22 protein-coding genes and 1 pseudogene are annotated in these 19,263 nt (G+C 42.1%); 6 read left to right on the forward strand and 17 right to left on the reverse strand.

The genetic code is table 11. The features are described 5' to 3' along the window. Positions 1-73: 73 nt before the first annotated feature. Together GQR42_RS22880 and glyS are read right to left on the reverse strand one after the other, a co-directional pair. On the reverse strand, positions 74-463 hold the full coding sequence (locus GQR42_RS22880) for a hypothetical protein (protein ID WP_158201736.1): 390 nt from the start codon (positions 461-463) through the stop codon (positions 74-76). 91 nt (positions 464-554) lie between these two features. Continuing rightward, on the reverse strand, positions 555-2,687 hold the full coding sequence (gene glyS, locus GQR42_RS22885; protein ID WP_158201737.1) for a glycine--tRNA ligase subunit beta: 2,133 nt from the start codon (positions 2,685-2,687) through the stop codon (positions 555-557). Between the two features lie 205 nt (positions 2,688-2,892). Between glyS and GQR42_RS22890 the strand changes: the two genes are divergently transcribed. Next, positions 2,893-3,414, forward strand: coding sequence for a DUF3122 domain-containing protein (locus GQR42_RS22890; RefSeq protein ID WP_158201738.1), 522 nt, complete (start codon positions 2,893-2,895; stop codon positions 3,412-3,414). A 28-nt stretch (positions 3,415-3,442) separates the two neighbouring features. Then, complete coding sequence (locus GQR42_RS22895) at positions 3,443-4,027, forward strand: tRNA-(ms[2]io[6]A)-hydroxylase (RefSeq protein WP_158201739.1); 585 nt, start codon at positions 3,443-3,445, stop codon at positions 4,025-4,027. A 30-nt stretch (positions 4,028-4,057) separates the two neighbouring features. Here GQR42_RS22895 and GQR42_RS22900 read toward each other — a convergent pair whose 3' ends face one another. Together GQR42_RS22900 and GQR42_RS22905 are read right to left on the reverse strand one after the other, a co-directional pair. Continuing rightward, positions 4,058-5,248 (reverse strand): GNAT family N-acetyltransferase, encoded by a 1,191-nt coding sequence (locus tag GQR42_RS22900; RefSeq protein WP_158201740.1) that lies wholly within the window; start codon positions 5,246-5,248, stop codon positions 4,058-4,060. Between the two features lie 36 nt (positions 5,249-5,284). Further along, entirely contained in the window at positions 5,285-5,965 is a 681-nt protein-coding gene (locus GQR42_RS22905) for a RibD family protein (RefSeq protein ID WP_158201741.1), read from the reverse strand. A 91-nt stretch (positions 5,966-6,056) separates the two neighbouring features. Between GQR42_RS22905 and GQR42_RS22910 the strand changes: the two genes are divergently transcribed. Then, positions 6,057-7,985 (forward strand): sensor histidine kinase, encoded by a 1,929-nt coding sequence (locus tag GQR42_RS22910; protein WP_158201742.1) that lies wholly within the window; start codon positions 6,057-6,059, stop codon positions 7,983-7,985. Positions 7,986-8,026: 41 nt separating this feature from the next. On the opposite strand, the gene pheA is transcribed toward GQR42_RS22910, so the two are convergent. Together pheA and GQR42_RS22920 are read right to left on the reverse strand one after the other, a co-directional pair. After that, a complete protein-coding gene (gene pheA, locus GQR42_RS22915; RefSeq protein WP_158201743.1) occupies positions 8,027-8,881 on the reverse strand; it encodes a prephenate dehydratase in 855 nt (284 codons plus the stop codon). A gap of 98 nt (positions 8,882-8,979) precedes the next feature. Continuing rightward, entirely contained in the window at positions 8,980-9,897 is a 918-nt protein-coding gene (locus GQR42_RS22920; protein ID WP_158201744.1) for a ribonuclease D, read from the reverse strand. Between the two features lie 18 nt (positions 9,898-9,915). Here GQR42_RS22920 and GQR42_RS22925 point away from each other — a divergent pair, with 18 nt between their 5' ends. Further along, the gene (locus GQR42_RS22925; protein ID WP_002760138.1) at positions 9,916-10,404 is read left to right on the forward strand and encodes a universal stress protein; all 489 of its coding nucleotides are present in this window, start codon (positions 9,916-9,918) and stop codon (positions 10,402-10,404) included. A gap of 9 nt (positions 10,405-10,413) precedes the next feature. Here GQR42_RS22925 and lepB read toward each other — a convergent pair whose 3' ends face one another. The 8 genes and pseudogenes from lepB to GQR42_RS22970 form a co-directional block, all read right to left on the reverse strand. Beyond that, the gene (gene lepB / locus GQR42_RS22930; protein WP_158201745.1) at positions 10,414-10,989 is read right to left on the reverse strand and encodes a signal peptidase I; all 576 of its coding nucleotides are present in this window, start codon (positions 10,987-10,989) and stop codon (positions 10,414-10,416) included. Next, positions 10,989-11,822 carry a nucleoside triphosphate pyrophosphohydrolase gene (gene mazG / locus GQR42_RS22935; RefSeq protein ID WP_158201746.1) on the reverse strand — a complete coding sequence of 278 codons (834 nt, stop codon included), beginning with the start codon at positions 11,820-11,822 and terminating at the stop codon, positions 10,989-10,991. Before mazG ends, lepB begins: the two co-directional genes overlap by 1 nt. A 370-nt stretch (positions 11,823-12,192) precedes the next feature. Further along, positions 12,193-12,564: a hypothetical protein gene (locus tag GQR42_RS22940; RefSeq protein ID WP_158201747.1), complete on the reverse strand. Its 372-nt coding sequence runs from the start codon at positions 12,562-12,564 to the stop codon at positions 12,193-12,195. A 1,018-nt stretch (positions 12,565-13,582) separates the two neighbouring features. After that, on the reverse strand, positions 13,583-13,984 hold the full coding sequence (locus GQR42_RS22950) for a phosphomannose isomerase type II C-terminal cupin domain (protein ID WP_158202557.1): 402 nt from the start codon (positions 13,982-13,984) through the stop codon (positions 13,583-13,585). Between the two features lie 139 nt (positions 13,985-14,123). Further along, positions 14,124-14,420: an Asp-tRNA(Asn)/Glu-tRNA(Gln) amidotransferase subunit GatC gene (gene gatC, locus GQR42_RS22955; RefSeq protein ID WP_158201749.1), complete on the reverse strand. Its 297-nt coding sequence runs from the start codon at positions 14,418-14,420 to the stop codon at positions 14,124-14,126. A 297-nt stretch (positions 14,421-14,717) separates the two neighbouring features. Further along, complete coding sequence (locus tag GQR42_RS22960) at positions 14,718-15,239, reverse strand: photosystem I assembly protein Ycf3 (RefSeq protein WP_002770118.1); 522 nt, start codon at positions 15,237-15,239, stop codon at positions 14,718-14,720. A 266-nt stretch (positions 15,240-15,505) separates the two neighbouring features. Next, positions 15,506-16,263, reverse strand: a pseudogene (locus GQR42_RS22965) (IS1 family transposase). A gap of 346 nt (positions 16,264-16,609) precedes the next feature. Further along, complete coding sequence (locus GQR42_RS22970) at positions 16,610-16,828, reverse strand: hypothetical protein (RefSeq protein WP_158201750.1); 219 nt, start codon at positions 16,826-16,828, stop codon at positions 16,610-16,612. A 115-nt stretch (positions 16,829-16,943) separates the two neighbouring features. Here GQR42_RS22970 and GQR42_RS22975 point away from each other — a divergent pair, with 115 nt between their 5' ends. Continuing rightward, complete coding sequence (locus tag GQR42_RS22975) at positions 16,944-17,228, forward strand: BrnT family toxin (RefSeq protein ID WP_158201751.1); 285 nt, start codon at positions 16,944-16,946, stop codon at positions 17,226-17,228. Continuing rightward, positions 17,203-17,388: a hypothetical protein gene (locus tag GQR42_RS22980; RefSeq protein ID WP_158201752.1), complete on the forward strand. Its 186-nt coding sequence runs from the start codon at positions 17,203-17,205 to the stop codon at positions 17,386-17,388. Before GQR42_RS22975 ends, GQR42_RS22980 begins: the two co-directional genes overlap by 26 nt. Before the next feature lie 210 nt (positions 17,389-17,598). Here the strand turns inward: GQR42_RS22980 and vapC are convergent, their stop codons facing one another. From vapC to GQR42_RS22995, 3 genes are all read right to left on the reverse strand, one after another. Then, positions 17,599-17,997 (reverse strand): type II toxin-antitoxin system VapC family toxin, encoded by a 399-nt coding sequence (gene vapC / locus GQR42_RS22985; protein WP_158201753.1) that lies wholly within the window; start codon positions 17,995-17,997, stop codon positions 17,599-17,601. Then, positions 17,984-18,196, reverse strand: a complete 213-nt coding sequence (locus GQR42_RS22990; RefSeq protein ID WP_002758634.1) for a type II toxin-antitoxin system VapB family antitoxin — start codon at positions 18,194-18,196, stop codon at positions 17,984-17,986. The genes vapC and GQR42_RS22990 overlap by 14 nt, the downstream gene beginning before the upstream one ends. A gap of 260 nt (positions 18,197-18,456) precedes the next feature. Further along, entirely contained in the window at positions 18,457-19,182 is a 726-nt protein-coding gene (locus GQR42_RS22995) for a hypothetical protein (RefSeq protein ID WP_158201754.1), read from the reverse strand. Between the last annotated feature and the right edge of the window lie 81 nt (positions 19,183-19,263).

Consider the following 19,263-nt stretch of genomic DNA (forward strand, 5'->3'; position numbering starts at 1 on the left):
AAATGTCAATATTTGTTGAGTAAAGAATTATATCTAGTGGGGATTCTAGCCGTCAGCTTTCAGCAAAGCTCTATCATTGTAAATCTTTTTTCCTGCTTTTTAATATCCAGCGCCCGAGGGGATGACCCGGCCCTTTGGCCTGAATTTTCTGCACCTGTTGCTCTAAGCGCAGTTTTTCTCTGGGGGAAAGTCCTAAAATAATGTTGCGACTTTGCCAGACTAATACTGCTCCTGTAATAGCAACACAAAAGGCTAGACCGAGAGAAGCCCAGTAATTGAAAGCTAAAGCGTATCTCACGGCTGTCCAAGTAAAATATTGCCGCATTAAAGCTATATCATCCCATAAAACCCATAAACTAACCGAACCAATCCCTAACCAACAACCCAACACGAATAACCAACGACCCCATACCGTCAGTCGATGTAATCTTTGGACTTGTTGCTGTAGTTCAGAATCGGCCATTTCAGTTATCAGTGAGCAGTAAACAGTAATCAGTAAACAGTGAGCAGTAAACAGTAAACAGTAAACTGATAACCGATAACCGATAACTGAATTATCCCTTGACAATTGCCCCAAAATCTGCTAGGACTCGGGCGTGATTTCGCAATAAACCCAAGAGATTTAAACGATTGCGACGGACAGATTCTTTTTCGGCCATGACTAACACACTATTTTCGCCATCAAAAAAGTCAGCCACCACGGGAGAAATTGCCGTTAAAGCAGTGACAAGACGCTGATAATCTCTTTGCTCTCTTGCGCTGATAGTTTCGGGAATTAGGGCAATTAAAGCGTCATAAAATGCTTGTTCTGAGGATTGTTCAAATAACTCTGTATTGATGATTGCCTTGGTTTCTAAGGTAGTTGTATCTAAATCTCCTTTTTGTGCCAAACGGGTCGAGCGATTGACGGTTTCATAGATGTTGGCTAACTGACCATCCTGACGAATTTGGCATAAAAAGCGAGCGCGTTCACGGGTATCTAATAAATTTTCCAAAGCGCGAGACTTATACTCCGGATCGTTTTCCCCCAAAACTGCATTAACGAGATCATAATCTATCCTCAAATCATCAATTAAGAGAGTTTGCAGACGTTGTAAAAAGAAATCTTTAATCAGATTGATGGGGTTCTGTTTATCGGGATGACAGGTAACAAAATCCTGAGCTATTTGCTCAATTAATGCCAAAAGATTGATATTAAAATCTGCCGACCAGATAATACTAATTATTGCATTGGCAGCCCGACGGAGAGCGAAGGGATCTGAGGAACCAGTGGGCAGCATTCCCAGTCCAAAAATACCGACTAAAGTATCTAATCGATCGGCAATTCCCACCACTTGACCGGTGATTGTTTCCGGGAGTATATCCCCAGCATTGCGAGGCAGATAATGTTCAAAAATGCCCCGGGCAACTATAGCCGATTCACCGCTAATTAAAGCATATTTTTCGGCCATTACTCCCTGTAATTCGGGAAATTCATAGACCATTTGGGTAACTAAATCCGCTTTACAAAGCATGGCAGTGGACTCTATATCACTGCGACTTTGTTCATCGAGATTTAACTGTTCGACGATCATCTGGGCAATTTCCATAATCCGATCGACTTTATCGCGCATGGTTCCCAATTCTTCTTGGAAAGTGACGGTTTCCAGTTGGGGAAGGAAACTATCTAAGGGTTCATCACAATCGGCAGTATAGAAAAATCTGGCATCCGCTAACCGCGCGCGGATAACCCGTTCATTTCCCGCAGAGATCATCTCAGATTTCTGGGGATCGCCATTGGAAATAGTAATAAAATAGGGTGACAAACCCTGTTGAATTTTCACGGGAAAATAACGCTGGTGTGTCACCATCACGGTAATAATTACTTCTGGGGGTAATTCGAGAAATTCATCGTCAAATTTGCCGACAATTGCCGTGGGATATTCGACTAAGTTAGTCACTTCTGCTAATAAATCTGCCGGAATTTCTGCCACTCCCTTGAGTTTTTTTGCCAGGGTGGTAATCTGAGCGGTAATTATCTGTTGACGCGCTTGCGGATCCGCTTCCACAAAAATCGATCGCAAACTGGTTAAATATGCTTGGGGATGACTAATGGCTAAAGATTGCGGGTGTAGAATGCGATGACCAAAAGTTAAGCGATCGCTGGTTAAAGTGGTAGAGCCATTAATTAATTCTAGGGGTAAAACTTCCCCATCCACTAAAGTTAATAACCAACGAATTGGCCGGGGAAATCTTAAATCTCCATCTCCCCAACGCATAAAACGTCTTCCTTCCAAACGGGTAATCCATTGGGGAATTAATTCAGTTAAAATCTCGGCTGTTGGACGACCTGGAATCGTTTTTTCAATATAGACAAATTCTCCTTTGTCCGTGGCACGAATGGAGAAAGCAGCGGTGCTAACTCCCTGTTTTCGAGCAAAACCCTCACCAGCGGGGGTAATTTGACCATTTTTGTAGGCGGCACTAACTGGCGGTCCTTTTATCTCCTCGCTGCGAGCTTCTTGCTCCGTCGGTAATCCTGTGATTAACACGGCCAAACGGCGCGGGGTTCCGTAAACTTGAATAGCAGTAGCACTCAGAGATTCCGTCTCTAAACTCTTGCTAACTCTTTCCTGCAATTGTGCGATCGCGCTATCGACAAAATCTGCGGGTAGTTCTTCTGTACCGACTTCCAGTAAAAAATCCATCTGATTGATTGGCCGTGTTTATGCTTCACCGATCATCTAGGCTATCACAGAAGCCGTGTCCTTAGTTTTTGATCAGCTTTTACGCATTTAAGTTACATTGACAGCATCTCTTCCCGAATAATTAACTATATAGTGATATAATTGCCTTAGCTTGGCTAAAGGGACAAAGTTGCTATCATATTTTATCTATTATGTCAATAAAGTTATGAAACGATTTCTCTTATTATTTTGTCTTCTCGTGAGTTTTTTGCTGTTTATCAGCTTTGAAATTGATTTTTCCTTGTCTGCACTAGCTCTAACTCGACAACAGCTAGAAGGGCCAGGGCAGCTGTTGTCTCAATCCCGTCATAGTTTGCGCGATGATACTGGTAGTCCTTGGCAGGTGGTGTTATTCAAACGAGTTAAAGATGGGGAAACTGTAGAAATTAGTTTGCGCTTGGTGGGATTTCCTGAAGGGATTGAGTTTCTCCATGGAGAAAGATTGACGATAACCACGACTAAAGGCGAAATTTTAACGGCTAAGGATGCTTTTGGCGAAAAATCACCAGGAGCTAACGTCGGTCAATACGAGATGCAGGATATCTTACCGCAGCTACCCGTTACCGAAGCGATCGAACTTTCCCTACCCCTAGACAATCCCCGTCATCTTCATATCCCGATACCCGTACTTTTAGAATGGCAAAGTCTGCTTTTTTCGGCAGATGTTCGACTTTTTGGGTTAGGGTGAAAGATGCAGCAAATTGGAATCAGCGACGATGGGAAAGATTAATTTATTGGTCACTGCTACCTCTGAGGATTGGATAGAACAGGCAATTAATAATTTAGGGATTATTCTGCTCGATCATTCCCATTGTGAGCGAAAAGCAGCAGGAGTGGCCTTAAATCTCATGTTTCGTTATCCTTCCTACGCTTCCCTCGTGCGGAAATTAACAGCGATCGCACAAGAGGAATTAGAACATTTTGAACAGGTAAATCAATGGTTAGATAAATGGGGAATTCCCCTCGCTCCCTTGAATTCTCCCCCTTATGGTGCTAAATTAAAGGCGCAGATTCGTCACCAAGAACCCGATCGCCTTTTGGATTCGCTGCTAATATCAGCTTTAATCGAGGCGCGTTCCCACGAAAGATTGGGTTTATTGGGAGAATATTGTCCCGATCCCGATTTAGGCAAATTTTATCGCAGTCTCATGGCTTCCGAAGCGCGTCATTATGGTATTTATTGGCTCTTAGCAGCGGATTATTTTGAACGGACAGTGATCGAGCAACGTTTAGAAACCCTAGGGGCGATCGAAAGTGAAATTCTCATTACTCTGCACCCAGAACCTCGTATTCATAGTTGATTGCACTAATAGAGACAAACCCTATCTAAATTACTCGTTCAACTCAATTTCTCTCTTAGAAAAGGGTAAATCTTGATTAATTGCCTCAATTTCTTCCTGTTCCATTTGATTAATTTCTTGGATATAATTGCGGAGAATTTGAGTCATTTTAGGGTGATAGAAACGGTGTAAACTGTGATTAGCAGTGGCAGGAAAACCCCGTCTTTTTTTATGTTGTCCTCCCGCACCGGGGTCAAACATGGTAATATTTTGACTAATTGCCCAATCGATCGGTTGATAGTAACAAGCTTCAAAATGTAAACAGTCGTACTCTTGAAAACTGCCCCAGTAACGACCATAAAGATTAGTATCTTTGCGAATACAAAAAGATAAACCCACGGGTTTAGTATCCTTTTCATTCTGATAGGCAGTAATCAAAACCACTCGCTGACGATAATTCGGATATAATTGTTCAAAAAATTTGTGTGTCAGGTATTTACTTCCCCAGTAAAATTTATCACAGGTACTGCTATAAAACCGATAAATTAACGGGAACAAATGATGGGGAATTTCTTCGGCAGCCAGAGTTTTAATAATTAACCCCGCATTAGTCACAGCTTTCCGTTCCCGTTTAATATTGCGGCGTTGATTAGCATTAAAAGCTGTCAGATAATCTTCAAAACTTTGAAAACCTTTGTTATTCCAGATATAACTATGGTGTAACCAAGGAGTAAAGCCAAAATTTTCCATGAAAATTCGCCATTGGGGATCGACAAAAAGAAAATGACAACCCGACAGATTATTTTGATCACAAAAATGATCAATCGCCGCTATCATTAAAGCAGTAATCTCCAGTTCATTTTCCCCCGGAGCAATTAAAAAACGATAACCCACCGCAGGAGTAAAAGGGGTCATTCCTAACAGTTTCGGATAGTATCTAATCCCCAAACGATGGGAAAGATCTGCCCATTGGTGGTCAAAGACAAATTCACCATAACTATGACTTTTAATATACAAAGGAGCGGCGGCAATTAACTCAGCACCGCACCAAACTGTTAGATGAGCAGGTTGCCACCCGGTGCGTCCCGTGGCGCTGCCAGAAGTTTCGATATTATGTAACCATTCCCACTCTAGAAAGGGAGTAGTTAGGGGTTGAGCGAGAGCATCCCATTTTTGTTGGGGAATCTCACTCATTTTATCAATCCAAGCGACAGAATATTGGGGTTTAAGCTGTTCTACCATGGGACAAGATAAGTCAACCTTTTTATTTAAGGTAATCTAGTTTTGAGATTTATGGGACTGCCGTTGAAGGGAATAATGTAAGAAAATTTCTTCTTCCAGGGTTTCCACGCTCAAAAGTCGTAATTTTCTGGCAGAATCAGCCATAAATCCAGTCCCTCCCAGGGGAGTTGCCGCTTTATTGCCTCCTAACAGCAACGGACAAATAGTTAGATAGATTTCATCGATTAAATCTTCAGCTAAAAGAGAGGCAATTAATTCACCTCCTCCCAGAATCGCCAGCTTTTTGATACCTAAAAGGGTAAATTGACTAAAAATAGCCTTCCAATCACCGCAAACTAAGACAAGCTCAAATAAATCCCGATTTTCCCATGCTGCCACTTTTTCCGCTGCCGTGATTAACCAGCGAGGGAAAGGCTGCTGAAAAAATTTCATCCGGGGATCAAGCTGGCCTGAATGAGAACAAACGATCTGTATCGGCTGCGGAGATAATCCCCGTTGTTGACGGTATGCGAGAAAATCGGGATGACGGATAGGAAGACTGGTGTGATAAGCGCGCAGGGTGTTAGCACCGAATAAAGCGGCATCCATGCGCGATAAATGTTGTTCTAGACGCATTTTATCGGTAGCAGAAGCAAATCTGGCCGCTGACTGGTATGCGTCGGCAATTTTACCATCGGCACTCATGGCTAAAATAACGGTGGTGTGAGGACGATTCATGGCAAATGATGAGGGATATCACCCAGTCCGATTGGTTAATAGGCTAGTATAGTCTGGAGTTTGATAGCAAGAATCAAACTAATTTCCGCCTATGCCTATCGGTCAATCCTCCTTTCGTCGTATTCTGCTCTCTCGCTTACTCTTGGTTAGTGTTCCTGTACTACTGATAGGGGTTTATATCACCTATCGTAAGGCGCGATCGGCTTTTTTGGAAACGGCCCGTCAAAATCTCACCGAAAGTGCCATCAGAAAAGCAGACAATATTGACCAATCAATTCAATTTTTGCTGGCCAATCTGATCACTGCGGGGGAAAGTCTGGTTTTAAAACAGGGAAACTTAGCCGAAAAAAAAGCTTTTTTACAACAATTCACAGCGCCGCTTCCTTATCAGATTAACTGTGTGGAATTAATTGATATTAAGACCAAGAAATCTTTATTAAATCAAGCCTGTGAACCAGAAATTATCAAAGCTTTGCCTCTAGAAAGATGGACAGAAAAACGGACTAGCTTTGCTGGTAATATCGAAAATATTTTAGTTAGAAGTTTACCCCGACAATTTCTAACCAAGTCTCCCAATAATAATCGTCAATTAGAATTAGTTTTTGCCGTTCCCATCTACGATAATCAAGGACAATTACAATCTAGTCTGATTCTGCAAACTTCTCTACTTTACCGTGAGAAGGTTTTACCCGGTTCTTTGTCAGGTTATCCTGTGGTTATTTCTGAAAATGGCATTATTCTCGCTCATCCCTATTTTGATCGCATTGGTAGCCATATCAGTCAAGAAGCTGATGCGGACCGCCTCAATCTGATCATCAGTAATGCTGTTAGAGGTCAACAGAGATTTCTCCATTTATTTTCTTTCGAGAAATATGGCAAAGAATTAGTCGCAGGTTATAGTTCCCTCCCCAGTCCAGTTACGGGAGAATCATCGCAAAAATGGATAGTTTTAGCCATTAGTCCCCTCTCCCAAGCTCTCGCTCCTCTACAACAAATTTGGGAGGCAATTTTTTATCTGATTTCTGGTTTATTATTAGCTTATTTAGTAGCTATTGTACTGATTGCCAGGGATTTAGCTATACCTTTAGAAAAACTGCGAGATTATGCCTTAAATATTCAGAAAGTTCCTTCGCAAAATATTACACCACAAAACTTTAATATTCGAGAAATTAATCAGTTAGCCTCAGCCCTAGAGGAAATGCTCGAACGTTTACGCCTTTGGGGAGAGGAAATAGTTAAGAGTTGGCAAGAAGCAGAAAATGCTAATCAATTAAAAAACCAATTTTTGGCGAATACCTCCCACGAATTACGCACCCCTCTCAATGGTATTATTGGCTCAATTCGTTGTGTTATCGATGGATTTTGTAATAGTGAGGAGGAGGAAAAAGAATATCTGCAACAAGCGGATAATTCAGCCGTACATCTTTTAGGAATTATTGATGATATCCTCAGTATTGCTAAAATAGAAGCGGGCAAACTTTCCGTTAATCCTGAACCAGTAGATTTACACCAAATTATCAATGAAGTTATTAATTTACAAACAGCATCGCTGCAACGTAAGCACTTAAAATTAAATCTACTTTTGTGTCCAGAAATTTCTATAGTCTATGCTGATCCCCCTAAATTAAAACAAGTAATTTTGAATGTTATTTCTAACTCAATTAAATTTACTGATACAGGCACAATTTCTTTGATAACTCACCTAGAACAGCCACAGGCTATTATTACTATAATCGATACAGGAATCGGTATAGACCCCCAGCAGCAATCAAAATTATTCCGACCTTTTGTGATGATTGATGGTTCCACAACTAGAAAATTTAGCGGTACGGGTTTAGGATTAGCTATTTCTAAGAATTTGATGAAAATGATGGGGGGAGATATTACTATCTCTAGTCAAGGTCAAGGTTTAGGAACAACTGTGGAAATTATTCTTCCTCTAGTGGGGGAAAAAAAGCTTGATTTTACCCCACTAGAGGAAAACTCATCTTTGCCGATTATTCCCGCTCTTAAAAGCTAAAATATCTCTATTTAACTCCTGTAATTTCTGGGGAATTTAGTTTATAATTCCTCTAAACTTTCTACAGGTAAATTAACCACCTGATAAGCACCAAAAACCTCGATCGCATCGGTATAATTGGTTAATTCTTCTAAAGTTTCCGCGATTAAGTGCTGTTGATCCAGATTAATTTCTAGATCGATAAAAAATATGTATTCCCCTAAAGATCGTTTAGTTGGTCGCGATTCGATTCGAGATAAATTAAGCTGACGTTTGGCAAAAACTTCTAAGGGTTTCACTAAAGCACCGGGTTGATCTAAAACTTGAAAAGCGAGGGACATTCGCTCACCTTGGGGATGGGAAGTTAAAGCCATTACCCAAAAACGGGTACAATTATCGGGATAATCATTAATTGGTTGTATTAATATTGGTACATGATAGAGTTTTGCCGCCCGGGGAGAAGCAATAGCGGCCGAATTAGCCTCTCGATCGAGAATTTGAATCGCTTCTGTGGTAGAATTGGTGGGAGTAATCGGCACGGTAGGTAAATTGTTTTCTAGCCATTTTTGACATTGGGCTAAAGCTTGGGGATGGGAATAAACAGTTTTAATTTCTGTTAGCGATTGCTTAGGAGATAGAAGTGCATGGGAAATCGGTAAAACTAATTCTTGTTGAATCTGTAACCCGGGTAATTGCCATAAAGCATCAAGAGTCATTACCACACTTCCTTCGGTGGAATTTTCCACCGGAACCACTGCTAAATCGGCCTGATTTTGGACAACTGATCGCAAGGCCAGGGCAATGCTAGGATAGGGTATTAATTGACGAGGCTGGGGTGGTAAACTATTAGCATAGGCTAAAGCGGCTGTTTCTGAATAGGTTCCCACTGGCCCCAGATAAGCGATCTTTACAGTCATTTAGATTATCCCCGCAAGCAATTTTTTCTAGCTATTACAGCCTTTTTCATAAATATCAAGTATAACCTAATTTGGTATTGACTCCTATTCTGCTATAATCATGTCAAGTCAGCTTCACTTTGTTTGATGGTCAATTGACTGATTTTTTGGCGAGTTTCCTCGATGGTTAACCCTTGGGCTAAATCCCCCAATTCTTTGAGAAGATCATTAGTTAAGGAGAGAGATATTTGGCTATCCTGACCCGATAAATAGACAACTTTGGCTAATTCGGCCAGTTTAACTTTTTTGCTGGTGCGATTTTGGTAACTGACCGAAAACCCGTTAATCTCCGCAGACTCTTGCTGGATAATTGCCGACTTTAAACGTTCCTTGAGATGTTCCATCTCTGTATCTAAAATCCTCCATTGCTGGTAAATTTCCCAATAACGATTAGTTAATCTTTCCAGATTCTCACCCGCGGGATCGGGAGTAATTAAATGGGAAAGCTGCAAAAGACGATGATGGATTTGGGCCGTATATACGGGGTCTTTTTGTGCATATTCTAGCTGGGCCGCGGTTAAAGGTCTTTTGCCCCAATTCCCCCCCTGTTCACTTTTATCAATAGCGGGAAAATGACAAAGACATTCAGCCACGGTTTTTAGTTGATAATTGGGTAAAGGAGCAATATAGTAGGGAACCTTTTTAGCTAACTCTAGGGTACAAGTAATTTTTTTAACTTTGCTTTTACCGCCCAAAAATTTACAATCATAACTAGCATTGTGAAAAACCTTTTCTATCCGGTCAACCAGCATGATTTTAGTGATAAAATAGTCCCTAAGATCCGGTCGATCAAGAACATCCAAAATTGTCACCCGCTCCCCCGTTAAGTCCGTGGAATCAGCCAGAATTTGAATCAGAGACAAACGGGGAGTCTTGCTATTGTAATCGGCCACTTCCGTATCTAACCAAAGAATGGGAAAATGAGAAAAGTGATCGATCGCATTCCTAATAGCGTCGGATTCCGTTAAATAAGACATGGTTGCAGAGGCTGAAAAATGTATCAAAAAATCTTGATAGCAGTAGATTTATCAGAGATGGGAGACAGTGTTTTTAAGGAGGCTGTATCCTTAGCTAGTAAGTACGAAGCTAACCTTCTACTACTGCACGTCCTTTCCCCTGAAGAAGATTATAGCCCTTTACCGATTCCACCCAATTTAGCCGATATTTACCCCGCCCAGGGTAATGATCTCACTCTCGATTTTTGGCGGCAACAATGGGAAGAATTCGAGCAGAAAGGGGTGGCCATGTTGCAAAAAAGAGCTAATCAGGCGGGAGAAATGGGTGTAAAGGGAGAATACCGGCAAATTTACGGTCATGCCGCTAAAACTATCTGTAAAGTGGCGCGAGAGGAAAATATTGATTTAATTGTTATCGGCCGGCGTGGGCGATCGGGTCTAGGAGAGTTATTCTTAGGTAGTGTGAGTAATTATGTTCTCCATCATGCCCCCTGTTCTGTGTTAATTGTTCAACATCATCAGGACTAAAAATTTCTGTTAGCGATTCCCCCCTAAAATCCCCAAACGATTAAAAGGAAAAAAGCGAAAAACCGCCCTACCAATCACGTTATTTTCCGGTAAAAACCCCCAGATATGGGAGTCATTGCTATTATTGCGATTATCTCCCATGACAAATAAGTTATTTTCCGGCACGAGCAAAGGCATTAAATTATATTGAGGGGGTTCGAGAATATAATCCTCTGACAAGGGTTGATTATTCAGATAAATTTTGCCCTCCTTGACAGCAATCACATCCCCTGCGGTGGCAATCACTCTTTTAATAAAAGCTTGGTCTTTTTGGTATCCCTGTAATTGTAATTGTGCCGGCGGTTCAAAGACGACGATATCCCCCCGTCGAGGAGGATGGAAATCGTAGGAAAGTTTTTCCACTACTAAGCGATCGCCCTGTGCTAAAGTGGGTAACATAGAATCAGAGGGGATAAAACGAGGTTCAGCCACAAAAGTGCGGATCAGTAGGGCTAAAACTAAAGCTATAGTGATAATTTGCAGATTTTCTCGAATAGAAGCCCAAAAACTATTGGATTTGTCCTTATTAATTTCTTGCTCTTGCATTATTGCCCAGATGATGGTTGATGTAACTTAGCTTTCGCTTGCTGCCAGAAAACTGTTAATTCCTCTAGTGTATAGTCATGGAGAGGCTTTTCCGCCACAGATTCCACTAGGGAAAAACGTTGAATAAAACGCAGATTAGTCTCTTGTAAAGCGATACTGGGGTCTAAATCATACCAGCGAGCAAGATTGACAATAGTAAAGAGTAAATCGCCTAATTCTGCCTGTTGATGCTCTTTATCGCCCGATTCTAGGGACTCTTGCCATTCTGCCAACTCTTCGCCAAATTTTTCCCAGACTCCTGCGATATTTTCCCACTCAAAACCGACCCGCGCCGCTTGCCGAGAAATTTTCATCGCCCCGATCAAGGGTGGTAAAGTTTGGGCATAACGGGTTAATTTGCCGCTAATAGTCGGGTCATTTTTTTCCTCAGCTTTGATTTTCTCCCAATTTTGACGCACCTGTTCGGGATTTTCTAGGGATAGATCTGCGAAAACGTGGGGATGACGACGGATTAATTTATCAGTGATGCCTCTAGCCACTTCTTCTAGGCTAAAATTACCCTTATCACTGGCAATTTGGGCTTGTAAAACCACCTGTAGCAGTAAATCGCCTAATTCCTCAGCAATGGCAGTTTTATCACCGCTTTTAATCGCCGCTACCACCTCATAAGCTTCCTCGATAACGTAGGGAATCAGGGTTTCCGGGGTTTGGGCTAAATCCCAAGGACAGCCGCTTTCTGGGTCTCTTAAACGGGCAACAACGGTGATTAAATGGTTTAATGCCTCTAAGATGGCCTTGTAGCTGGGATTGTCGGTTTCTGGAAGGCTAGACATCGATTTTTTCCGGTTTTCTCCCCCAGTATACCGGTCAGTTATCAGTGATCAGTGATCAGTTATCAGATGTGAGTTTTCAGTTAACTGTTTAGCGATCACAGCAAAAAATCTCTTAAGTAGGGAGGTACAATTATTTGTAGGATGGGTTAGCGCACTTCGTAACCCATGCGGGCGTTGGGTTTCATGCTTCAACCCAACCTACAACTTCGTACCTCACCATTCAGATAACTGCTTTAGCTCAATAACGATGAAAAAACCCGGTGAAACCGGGTTGCACTAGCTTGGAATGTGTATAGTCAACTGATCAAGCAGTTGAAAACTTAAATAAATCTAAATAGAAAAAAGGTAAGCAATTGTAAGAAAATCAAATTTAATGAACCACCCCGCAAGTTAAGGGGCAAGAAGCATAAACAGCTTGATGAGAGGTTTTTACCTCACCGTGTAACCAGTGCAACCAGCTAACTTCATGGGGATGAACACCTTTTGCTGCTAATAAAGCGGCACTAATTAGGATAGCCAAAATATTGATGCCGATAATCATTCCCGCCACTAAAAGCACGGAACTAATCGGTAAAACTGACTGTAAGATAATCGCCGACAATGCTCCCACTGTCATCATTAATACTACTAAAGGAAATCCCACTACTAATAAACAGACAGTTAGGACAAAATTCCAGAGAAGAAAGCTTTTTAGCATTGCTAAAGAAACGTAGCCCCAGTTATTTCTTGCGGTTAATTGCATCTTCCTGACCTCTTACAAACTTGGTGGTCTAACTTTTCTGCACGTCGGCTCAAAGTTGATGAAAACCAGTATAGGGAAAACACCGAAGAAGATGAGCTATTCGCAATATAAATTTACAATCATCGCTGATCATCCATGTTATATGTATCGAACTATTACAAGAATCGGCGAGAGGTATCGAAAACTTTACAATCAGTTTATCTTGATCCCCAATCAAATTTCCTACTGAAATCCTTGATCCCCGTCGATAATCCTTTCTTGTCTCCCTGCCGTCAGATTTTTCCTCGTCTCCTTGTAACAAATATTTACAAGTACCTCTAGAATTCTCAGGAAATAGGTGGACGGGAGTGCTGGAGCAGGGAGAGGGGAGAACAAATAAAAATAATCTCCTGAATAAGCTAAGACGCATTTTAACGGCCTATCCTTAGATTAGCTGAATCTCCCGCAATCCCTTTACTGTTGCAAGAGTGCAAGAGTGCCTCATCTCAACAAGCAATTTAGATGTGCGGGCAGCTTATGAGCGGCTTTTCTTTGTCACAGAATTGACATCCGGCTGTTATAGTCCTGACAAATGAGAGTTATATGCTGAAGTTAATCCAGCAAAGGAATAAATCATTTCCCCTAGCCTAGCTTTCCTCAAGCTTTCCATACAGGCTCTAGGGGAAGTTTATTTTTCTGTAGATTTTACCCGTTCTTTGCTCACAACATCGTCAGAATAAATCCCCGTCCCCGTGCCTTTAAGCCGTACTGCATTTAAACTGCATCTGGGAAATTTTAGTACAAATGCTCACCACCCCTCTCCCGGCTCCCGGCTCCCTTTTCCCCTGCAATCTTAACGAGTAATTTAGATAGTCAACAGTTTACCTCCCATGAGGAAAACCCCTACCCGGCCGGAAAAGGCAATTTTTCTAGAAGTTGACAAGCCTTGACAGCAGGGAAGACAGTCAGGCAGACTAACCTAAAAAGGTTTTTGGGGCGAAAAATGGTTTCTTCCCCTTCTGTCTCCCTAAAGACAGTCTTAGCTCTGATGGCGAGCATAATCATCCTGAAAACGCACTATATCATCCTCTCCTAAATATTCCCCATTTTGCACTTCAATTAACACCAATTTGATCACCCCGGGGTTTTCCAGACGGTGAGCGGTACACTGCGGCACATAAGTGGACTGATTGGCTCCGAGAATTTCCTCGTTATCTCCACAGGTGACTTTTGCAGTCCCCGAAACGACAATCCAGTGTTCACTGCGATGGTAGTGCATCTGTAAACTGAGACGATGACCCGGATTCACTTCAATTCGCTTGATTTTATAACCAGGACCCTCTTCTAGGGTGGTGAAAGAACCCCAGGGCCTAAATTCTGTTGCTGCCGATTCTATGCTCGAAATAAGCTGAAATGGTGCCACATCTTGGGATGCGATCATTATATATGTCTCCATTGCTAGGTCTGATCTTAGTCCAAGATAGCAGCAAAAACCCTAGATGGCATCTAAGTCAGTGATCAGTAAACAGTAAACAGTGATCAGTGAACTGAAAACTGACATCTGATCACTGATCACTGATTTAGTCTTCGTCGGTGTTGAGAATGCGGGGAACGCGGAAATAATCCCCTTCCGGGGCCGGCGATTCTTGCACTAAGACCTCGTGATCGGGATAAAGTCTATTACTATCGGCGCGAGTAATATTTTGAATTTCGATCGCTCGCATGGTGGGTGGCACATTTTCCGTATCTAATTCCGTTAACTGCTCGAAATAATCAAGGATTCCGCTTAATTGCCCCGCAAATTGTTCTTCTTCGCTGCTATTAATCTCTAAACGGGCTAAATGGGCGATTTTTTCAACTGTAGCTCGATCGATCATGGGAGAAATGGGGAATTATGAATTATGAATTGGGGAGTGGGGGAGTGGGGAGCAGGGAGCAGGGAGAACGGAGCAGGGGAGCAGGGAGAAAAAACTGATTACTGATAACAAGGGCCGAATCTAAAACCTAATTGGTTAAGCTAAAAGCTTTGATGTGCTTAGTTTCTAACCTTCTTTTTAGGTAGGAGAATTGCCAGATTCTGTCTTTTGCACGAGTGCCTGTTGCCTCTTACCTTCAGAAGCTGATTACTGTCTCCTGACTCCTAACTCCTGACGACCGACGACCGGCTTCTCAATTTAGAAGAAAACATCAATTTCCGATCGCCCGGTGATTTTCAGCCAGTTTTGGGCTTCAATGTAGTTATTGGGGGCTAATCGGATGGCTTGTTTCCAGTATTCTGCCGCTTTGTCGTAGAGTGCTTCTGCTTCGGCCTGTTGACCGTCTTCTCTGGCTTTTTCCCCTTGAAAATGGTAAATAACGGCGATATTATTCAAGGCGGAGGGCATTCTGGGATTGAGTTGGATAGCTTCTTCGTAGTATTCCAGAGCCTTTTCATGCTCGCCGTTACTAGCGTGGATAATGCCAATATTGTAGAGGATATAACTGCGATCGTTAGGATCCTCTTCTAATGTTAAAGCTTCATAGTAATTATCGAGGGCCTCGGCGTATTCACCGTCAGCTTGGGCAGACATCCCATCGCGATAATAAACAAAGGCTTCCTTGGCTTTTTTATTGGCGGGGAGTATCTTTAAAATGATATCCGCCATGACGGTAAAAGATTTATCAATAAAATTATCGTTACGTTGAGTGCGTGGCATAGTTAGGACGAGTAGGCGAGCGAAATGACTATTTACCTTTATAGCACTCGCAAGAAACCCTAGGGCTGTTTTTCTAATTTTTCTGGCCACGGTTTCCATTTAGAGGGTCTTTGCTGGTCCGGCAGCGAACAATCAACATCCCTACTCAGAAGCGGTTCCACTGGCAGCCACTCCCCAGCCAGCGGTAACTACAGGGACTACTAATCTTCATCCTTTGCGTCCCGATTGGGAAAATGTCAAAGAGGAAATCATGTATCGGGGTGTATTCAGAAAGTTGACAACTCCAGGCGATATTCGCCAAATTCGGCGTTGTCAGATGTAAAGATGAATCTAGCAAAAGTGTAGGGAACTGGAACATCCTTAAACTTAAGGTAATGAACTAGAAGCGGTAGGGAATTTTCTAACATTTTGACACATTTTGAAGAGCAGAGAGTCTGATGATGAAGACGCGCGGTTGTAATGACGTAATCTTGTATTTTCTCCCTCTACCCTTGTCCGATAACTTTTGCTAACAATCTGATCCCCGTCAGGGATAAATATTGGATACACTGGATTTCCATCACTTACCCAAAAATAACATTGCCAAAATGAGATAGGTTGCCATAAACGTTGAAATGTCTCTCCACTATGTTGCCGAAGGCACTCGCCTTGCCAGACCACCAATTACCCATCCAAGAATTCCCTCTCGAAAGTGGTCAACAGCCGTCCAGAGCCAGATTTTGTGCTTTTTTTGACCAACAAAGGTCTCTAATTCATCTAGTTCTCCCACTTCTGGAATCGTTTCTGGATTATAGGAATCAGGCAGCAGTTTTCCCACTTGTTTGACCCAATCCATAATGGTTGTTCGTGAGACTCCCGTCACTCTCTCAATGCCTCGAAATCCCAGGCCATTTACCTACATTTTCAGACAGGTGCGCTTAACATCATCGCTATAGCCCTTGGTTTCATAGCTAGGGATGAACTGACGACCACAGTTTACACATATATAGTTTTGTTTTTGACCACGATGACCATTTTTATTGATGTGGTCACTTTGACATTCTGGACATTTCTTCCTTCTTTTTCCTTGATTGAGTTTCTATCTATTTTGCCTTCTCATCTCTTTATCTGACAACGCCGTATGACTTGCATTAGGGAACGCACCCTAGGGCGATGGCGTACTGCTACGCAGTGCCTTCAGCATCGCACTTGGACTCACGACTTCAATCAATCTGCATGGTGCGTTCCCAAAAATCTGTTGGTGGGGCAGTAGGAGCCACCTTAGAGAACGCACCCTACAAGATCGGCGATCGCACTGAAAAGCCATGTCACTTGAATCGGTTTTGGAAGATCAGCAAACATCTCCCGAAAACGAGCAGTGGTACAAGACTTCACAACGTTTCCTGGTCTAATTCTTGAGTCTTGCCCGATCGATGTTCTGCCATTGCTTCGGCTGCTAGTTTAGCCAGTAAGTTTGGTGAGCGGGCAAAGGAGTCATCCCATCGCTGCTCTTCCTCGAGTTCTGCCAAAATTAGGTTTGCGATCGCGTCCTGTTGATCGGTTGACAAGGTTTTTAATTGGGCGATCGCCTGCTCAAGTCGTTCAGTCATGTTCTTTAAAGCCTCGGTTCTTTTCTAGGAAGACGGGAGCGAGACAAAATTTCGCAATTTGCTTATCCCTCTTGATATGTTAAAATTATAGTGATTAGGCTTATCAACTCCACTTATGGATGAAAGCTTTGAATGGGATGAAGATAAAAATCGTTTAAACCAACAGAAACACGATGTTTCCTTTGAATTAGCCCAATACGCATTTTTTGACCCCAACAGAGTTATCGTACAAGATCTGGCTCACAGTCAAGAAGAAAATCGATTTTACTGTATGGGGCAAGTTAATGAAGGAATTATCACAGTACGCTTTACTTACCGGGAAGGAAAAGTTAGAATTTTTGGAGCTGGTTATTGGCGAAGAGGACGTAAACTATATGAACAGCAAAATAACTTATACTGATGAACCAATGGAACTGGGACAAGTCGTTAAAGATTTTTTACCGCCCCCAGACCAGTTAGTTCCTAAAGGTAAAACCAAAACTAATCAAGTAACATTAGAATTAACAGAAGAAAGTGTAAGCTTCTTTAAATCTCAAGCAGATCGAAAACAAATTCCTTAGGAAAAAATAATCGAATTACTGGTTGAACAATATGCTCATAAGAGCATTGTCTAACCAACATTATAGCTAACTTGAAAAAGGTGCGTTACATGCGCGTTTCCGCACCCTACAAGAGCGGCATCGCACTTAGACTCACATCTTTAATCAATGCATGGTGCGTTCCCCAGAATCTACTGGTGGAGCAGCAGGAGCCACCTTAGGGAACGCACCCTAAGGCCGAAAACGGAGATTTTGAAGAGATCGCACTTGAGCAATGGTTTCAAAATCACGGTCGTTGTGAATCAGAAGCAGATCATTTTCTAGTGCCGCTTGAGCAATACAGCAATCAATCGGGCTGCGAACAGTCAATCCTTGACGACGCAGGTCATAGTAAATACGTGCAGCCGCTTGCCAGGAAGAAGGCGTGAGTTCAACATAATCTTGCACTTCGAGGTAAGTAGAGAGGATTGTCCACTCTTGCTCGTTTAAGCTCCCTTGAAGCAGTTCAAGCTGAGTAAAGCGGGTGAGTAAAATCTCACGATTTGCAATTAACGTTTCCAGTTGCTGGCGAACTTGACCACTGCGACTGCGGAAGACGCTGATCCACACAGATGTGTCAATCAGCAACATGACCGGTTTCACGTAGGGCTTTATAATCAAAATCTGGAGCAAATTGAATTTGTCCCGCAAGGTCGAGAAGGTTTTTCTTACGGCGGGATCTTACGAATTCTTGTAGAGCAAGATTCATTAGTTCCTCTTGGGTGGTGAGGTTAGTCAGTTGAAAGGCTTCCTTGAGAAGCGATTCATCAAGGTTGAGGGTAATTTGCATAGGATGGATATTAGATTGAAGTATGGGTGATTATTCTCTTTACATTTTAATCCGATAGATGACTAACCCACCTCTGGGCATATCTTTGTTAGTTGGCCCTCAAGCCTTAAGCTACATACGGCAATGGCGTACTGCTACGTAGTGCCTTCAGCATCGCACTTAGACTCACAGTTTCAATCCATGTGCAGGGTGCGTTCCCCAAAATCGATCGGTGGAAGGGAACGCACCCGACAAGATCGGCGATCGCGCTACGGCTGCGACTAAAGCTCAGATTCCGTTTCAGTAAAAAAACTTGTTGAAGGATTCGATGAAGAAACTTTGTCATCAGGTTTAACAATTGAGATCTTATCAACAGTTTCTAAATTATCTTTATTCTTATCTTGATTTAATGCTTGAAGATGAGTTTGGCGAGGAGATAGTGATCTAGCATCGTTATATTCTTCAATTAACCGACAAAGCTCTTCATTTTTTGCGATTAGAAAGCTGATAATAATTTCGTCTGTATACTTGTTATCAAGTTCGTCAGAAAAACTCGAGATCGCTAGAAGCTCTAACTCAAAATTCTGCTCAAACCTGTAAAATTGATTATTATATCTAGCAGCGGTATCATAACTTTCAGCAGGACGAACGATATTGTTTATAACTCCTAAAAGGATAGTGATTAAGCCAACTAAATATATAATTCTTGATACTACTGCTTCAGAAGCAGATGATGTTTTTGCTTCAGAAGCAGAAGTTGTTGTGTCAGTCTGACGAGAGACTGCTTCCGATGAGAAAAACAAGGCGAGTTGCTCTCTTGAGCTTGCAATGCTCCCAAGTACTACTAAGAAAATTGGTACAGAGTACTGCAACGTAAAAAATACAACCAAAAGAAAAGTTGCAAAGTTTTGCTGAAACTGACATCGGCTCTTAATTTTCTGATATGCCCGAGTATATGGGGGCTTACTTGGGTTGCGGTTAGGTTCTATTTTTTCAGGTTCATTCATTTTTCAGCAAATGGTGATTAGAGAATATTTGAGAAGTTAAAAATGCTATTCAGTAACATTGAAATGGCAGGCTAACTATAT

This window comes from Microcystis aeruginosa FD4 (assembly GCF_009792235.1).
GTDB classification, from domain to species: domain Bacteria; phylum Cyanobacteriota; class Cyanobacteriia; order Cyanobacteriales; family Microcystaceae; genus Microcystis; species Microcystis viridis.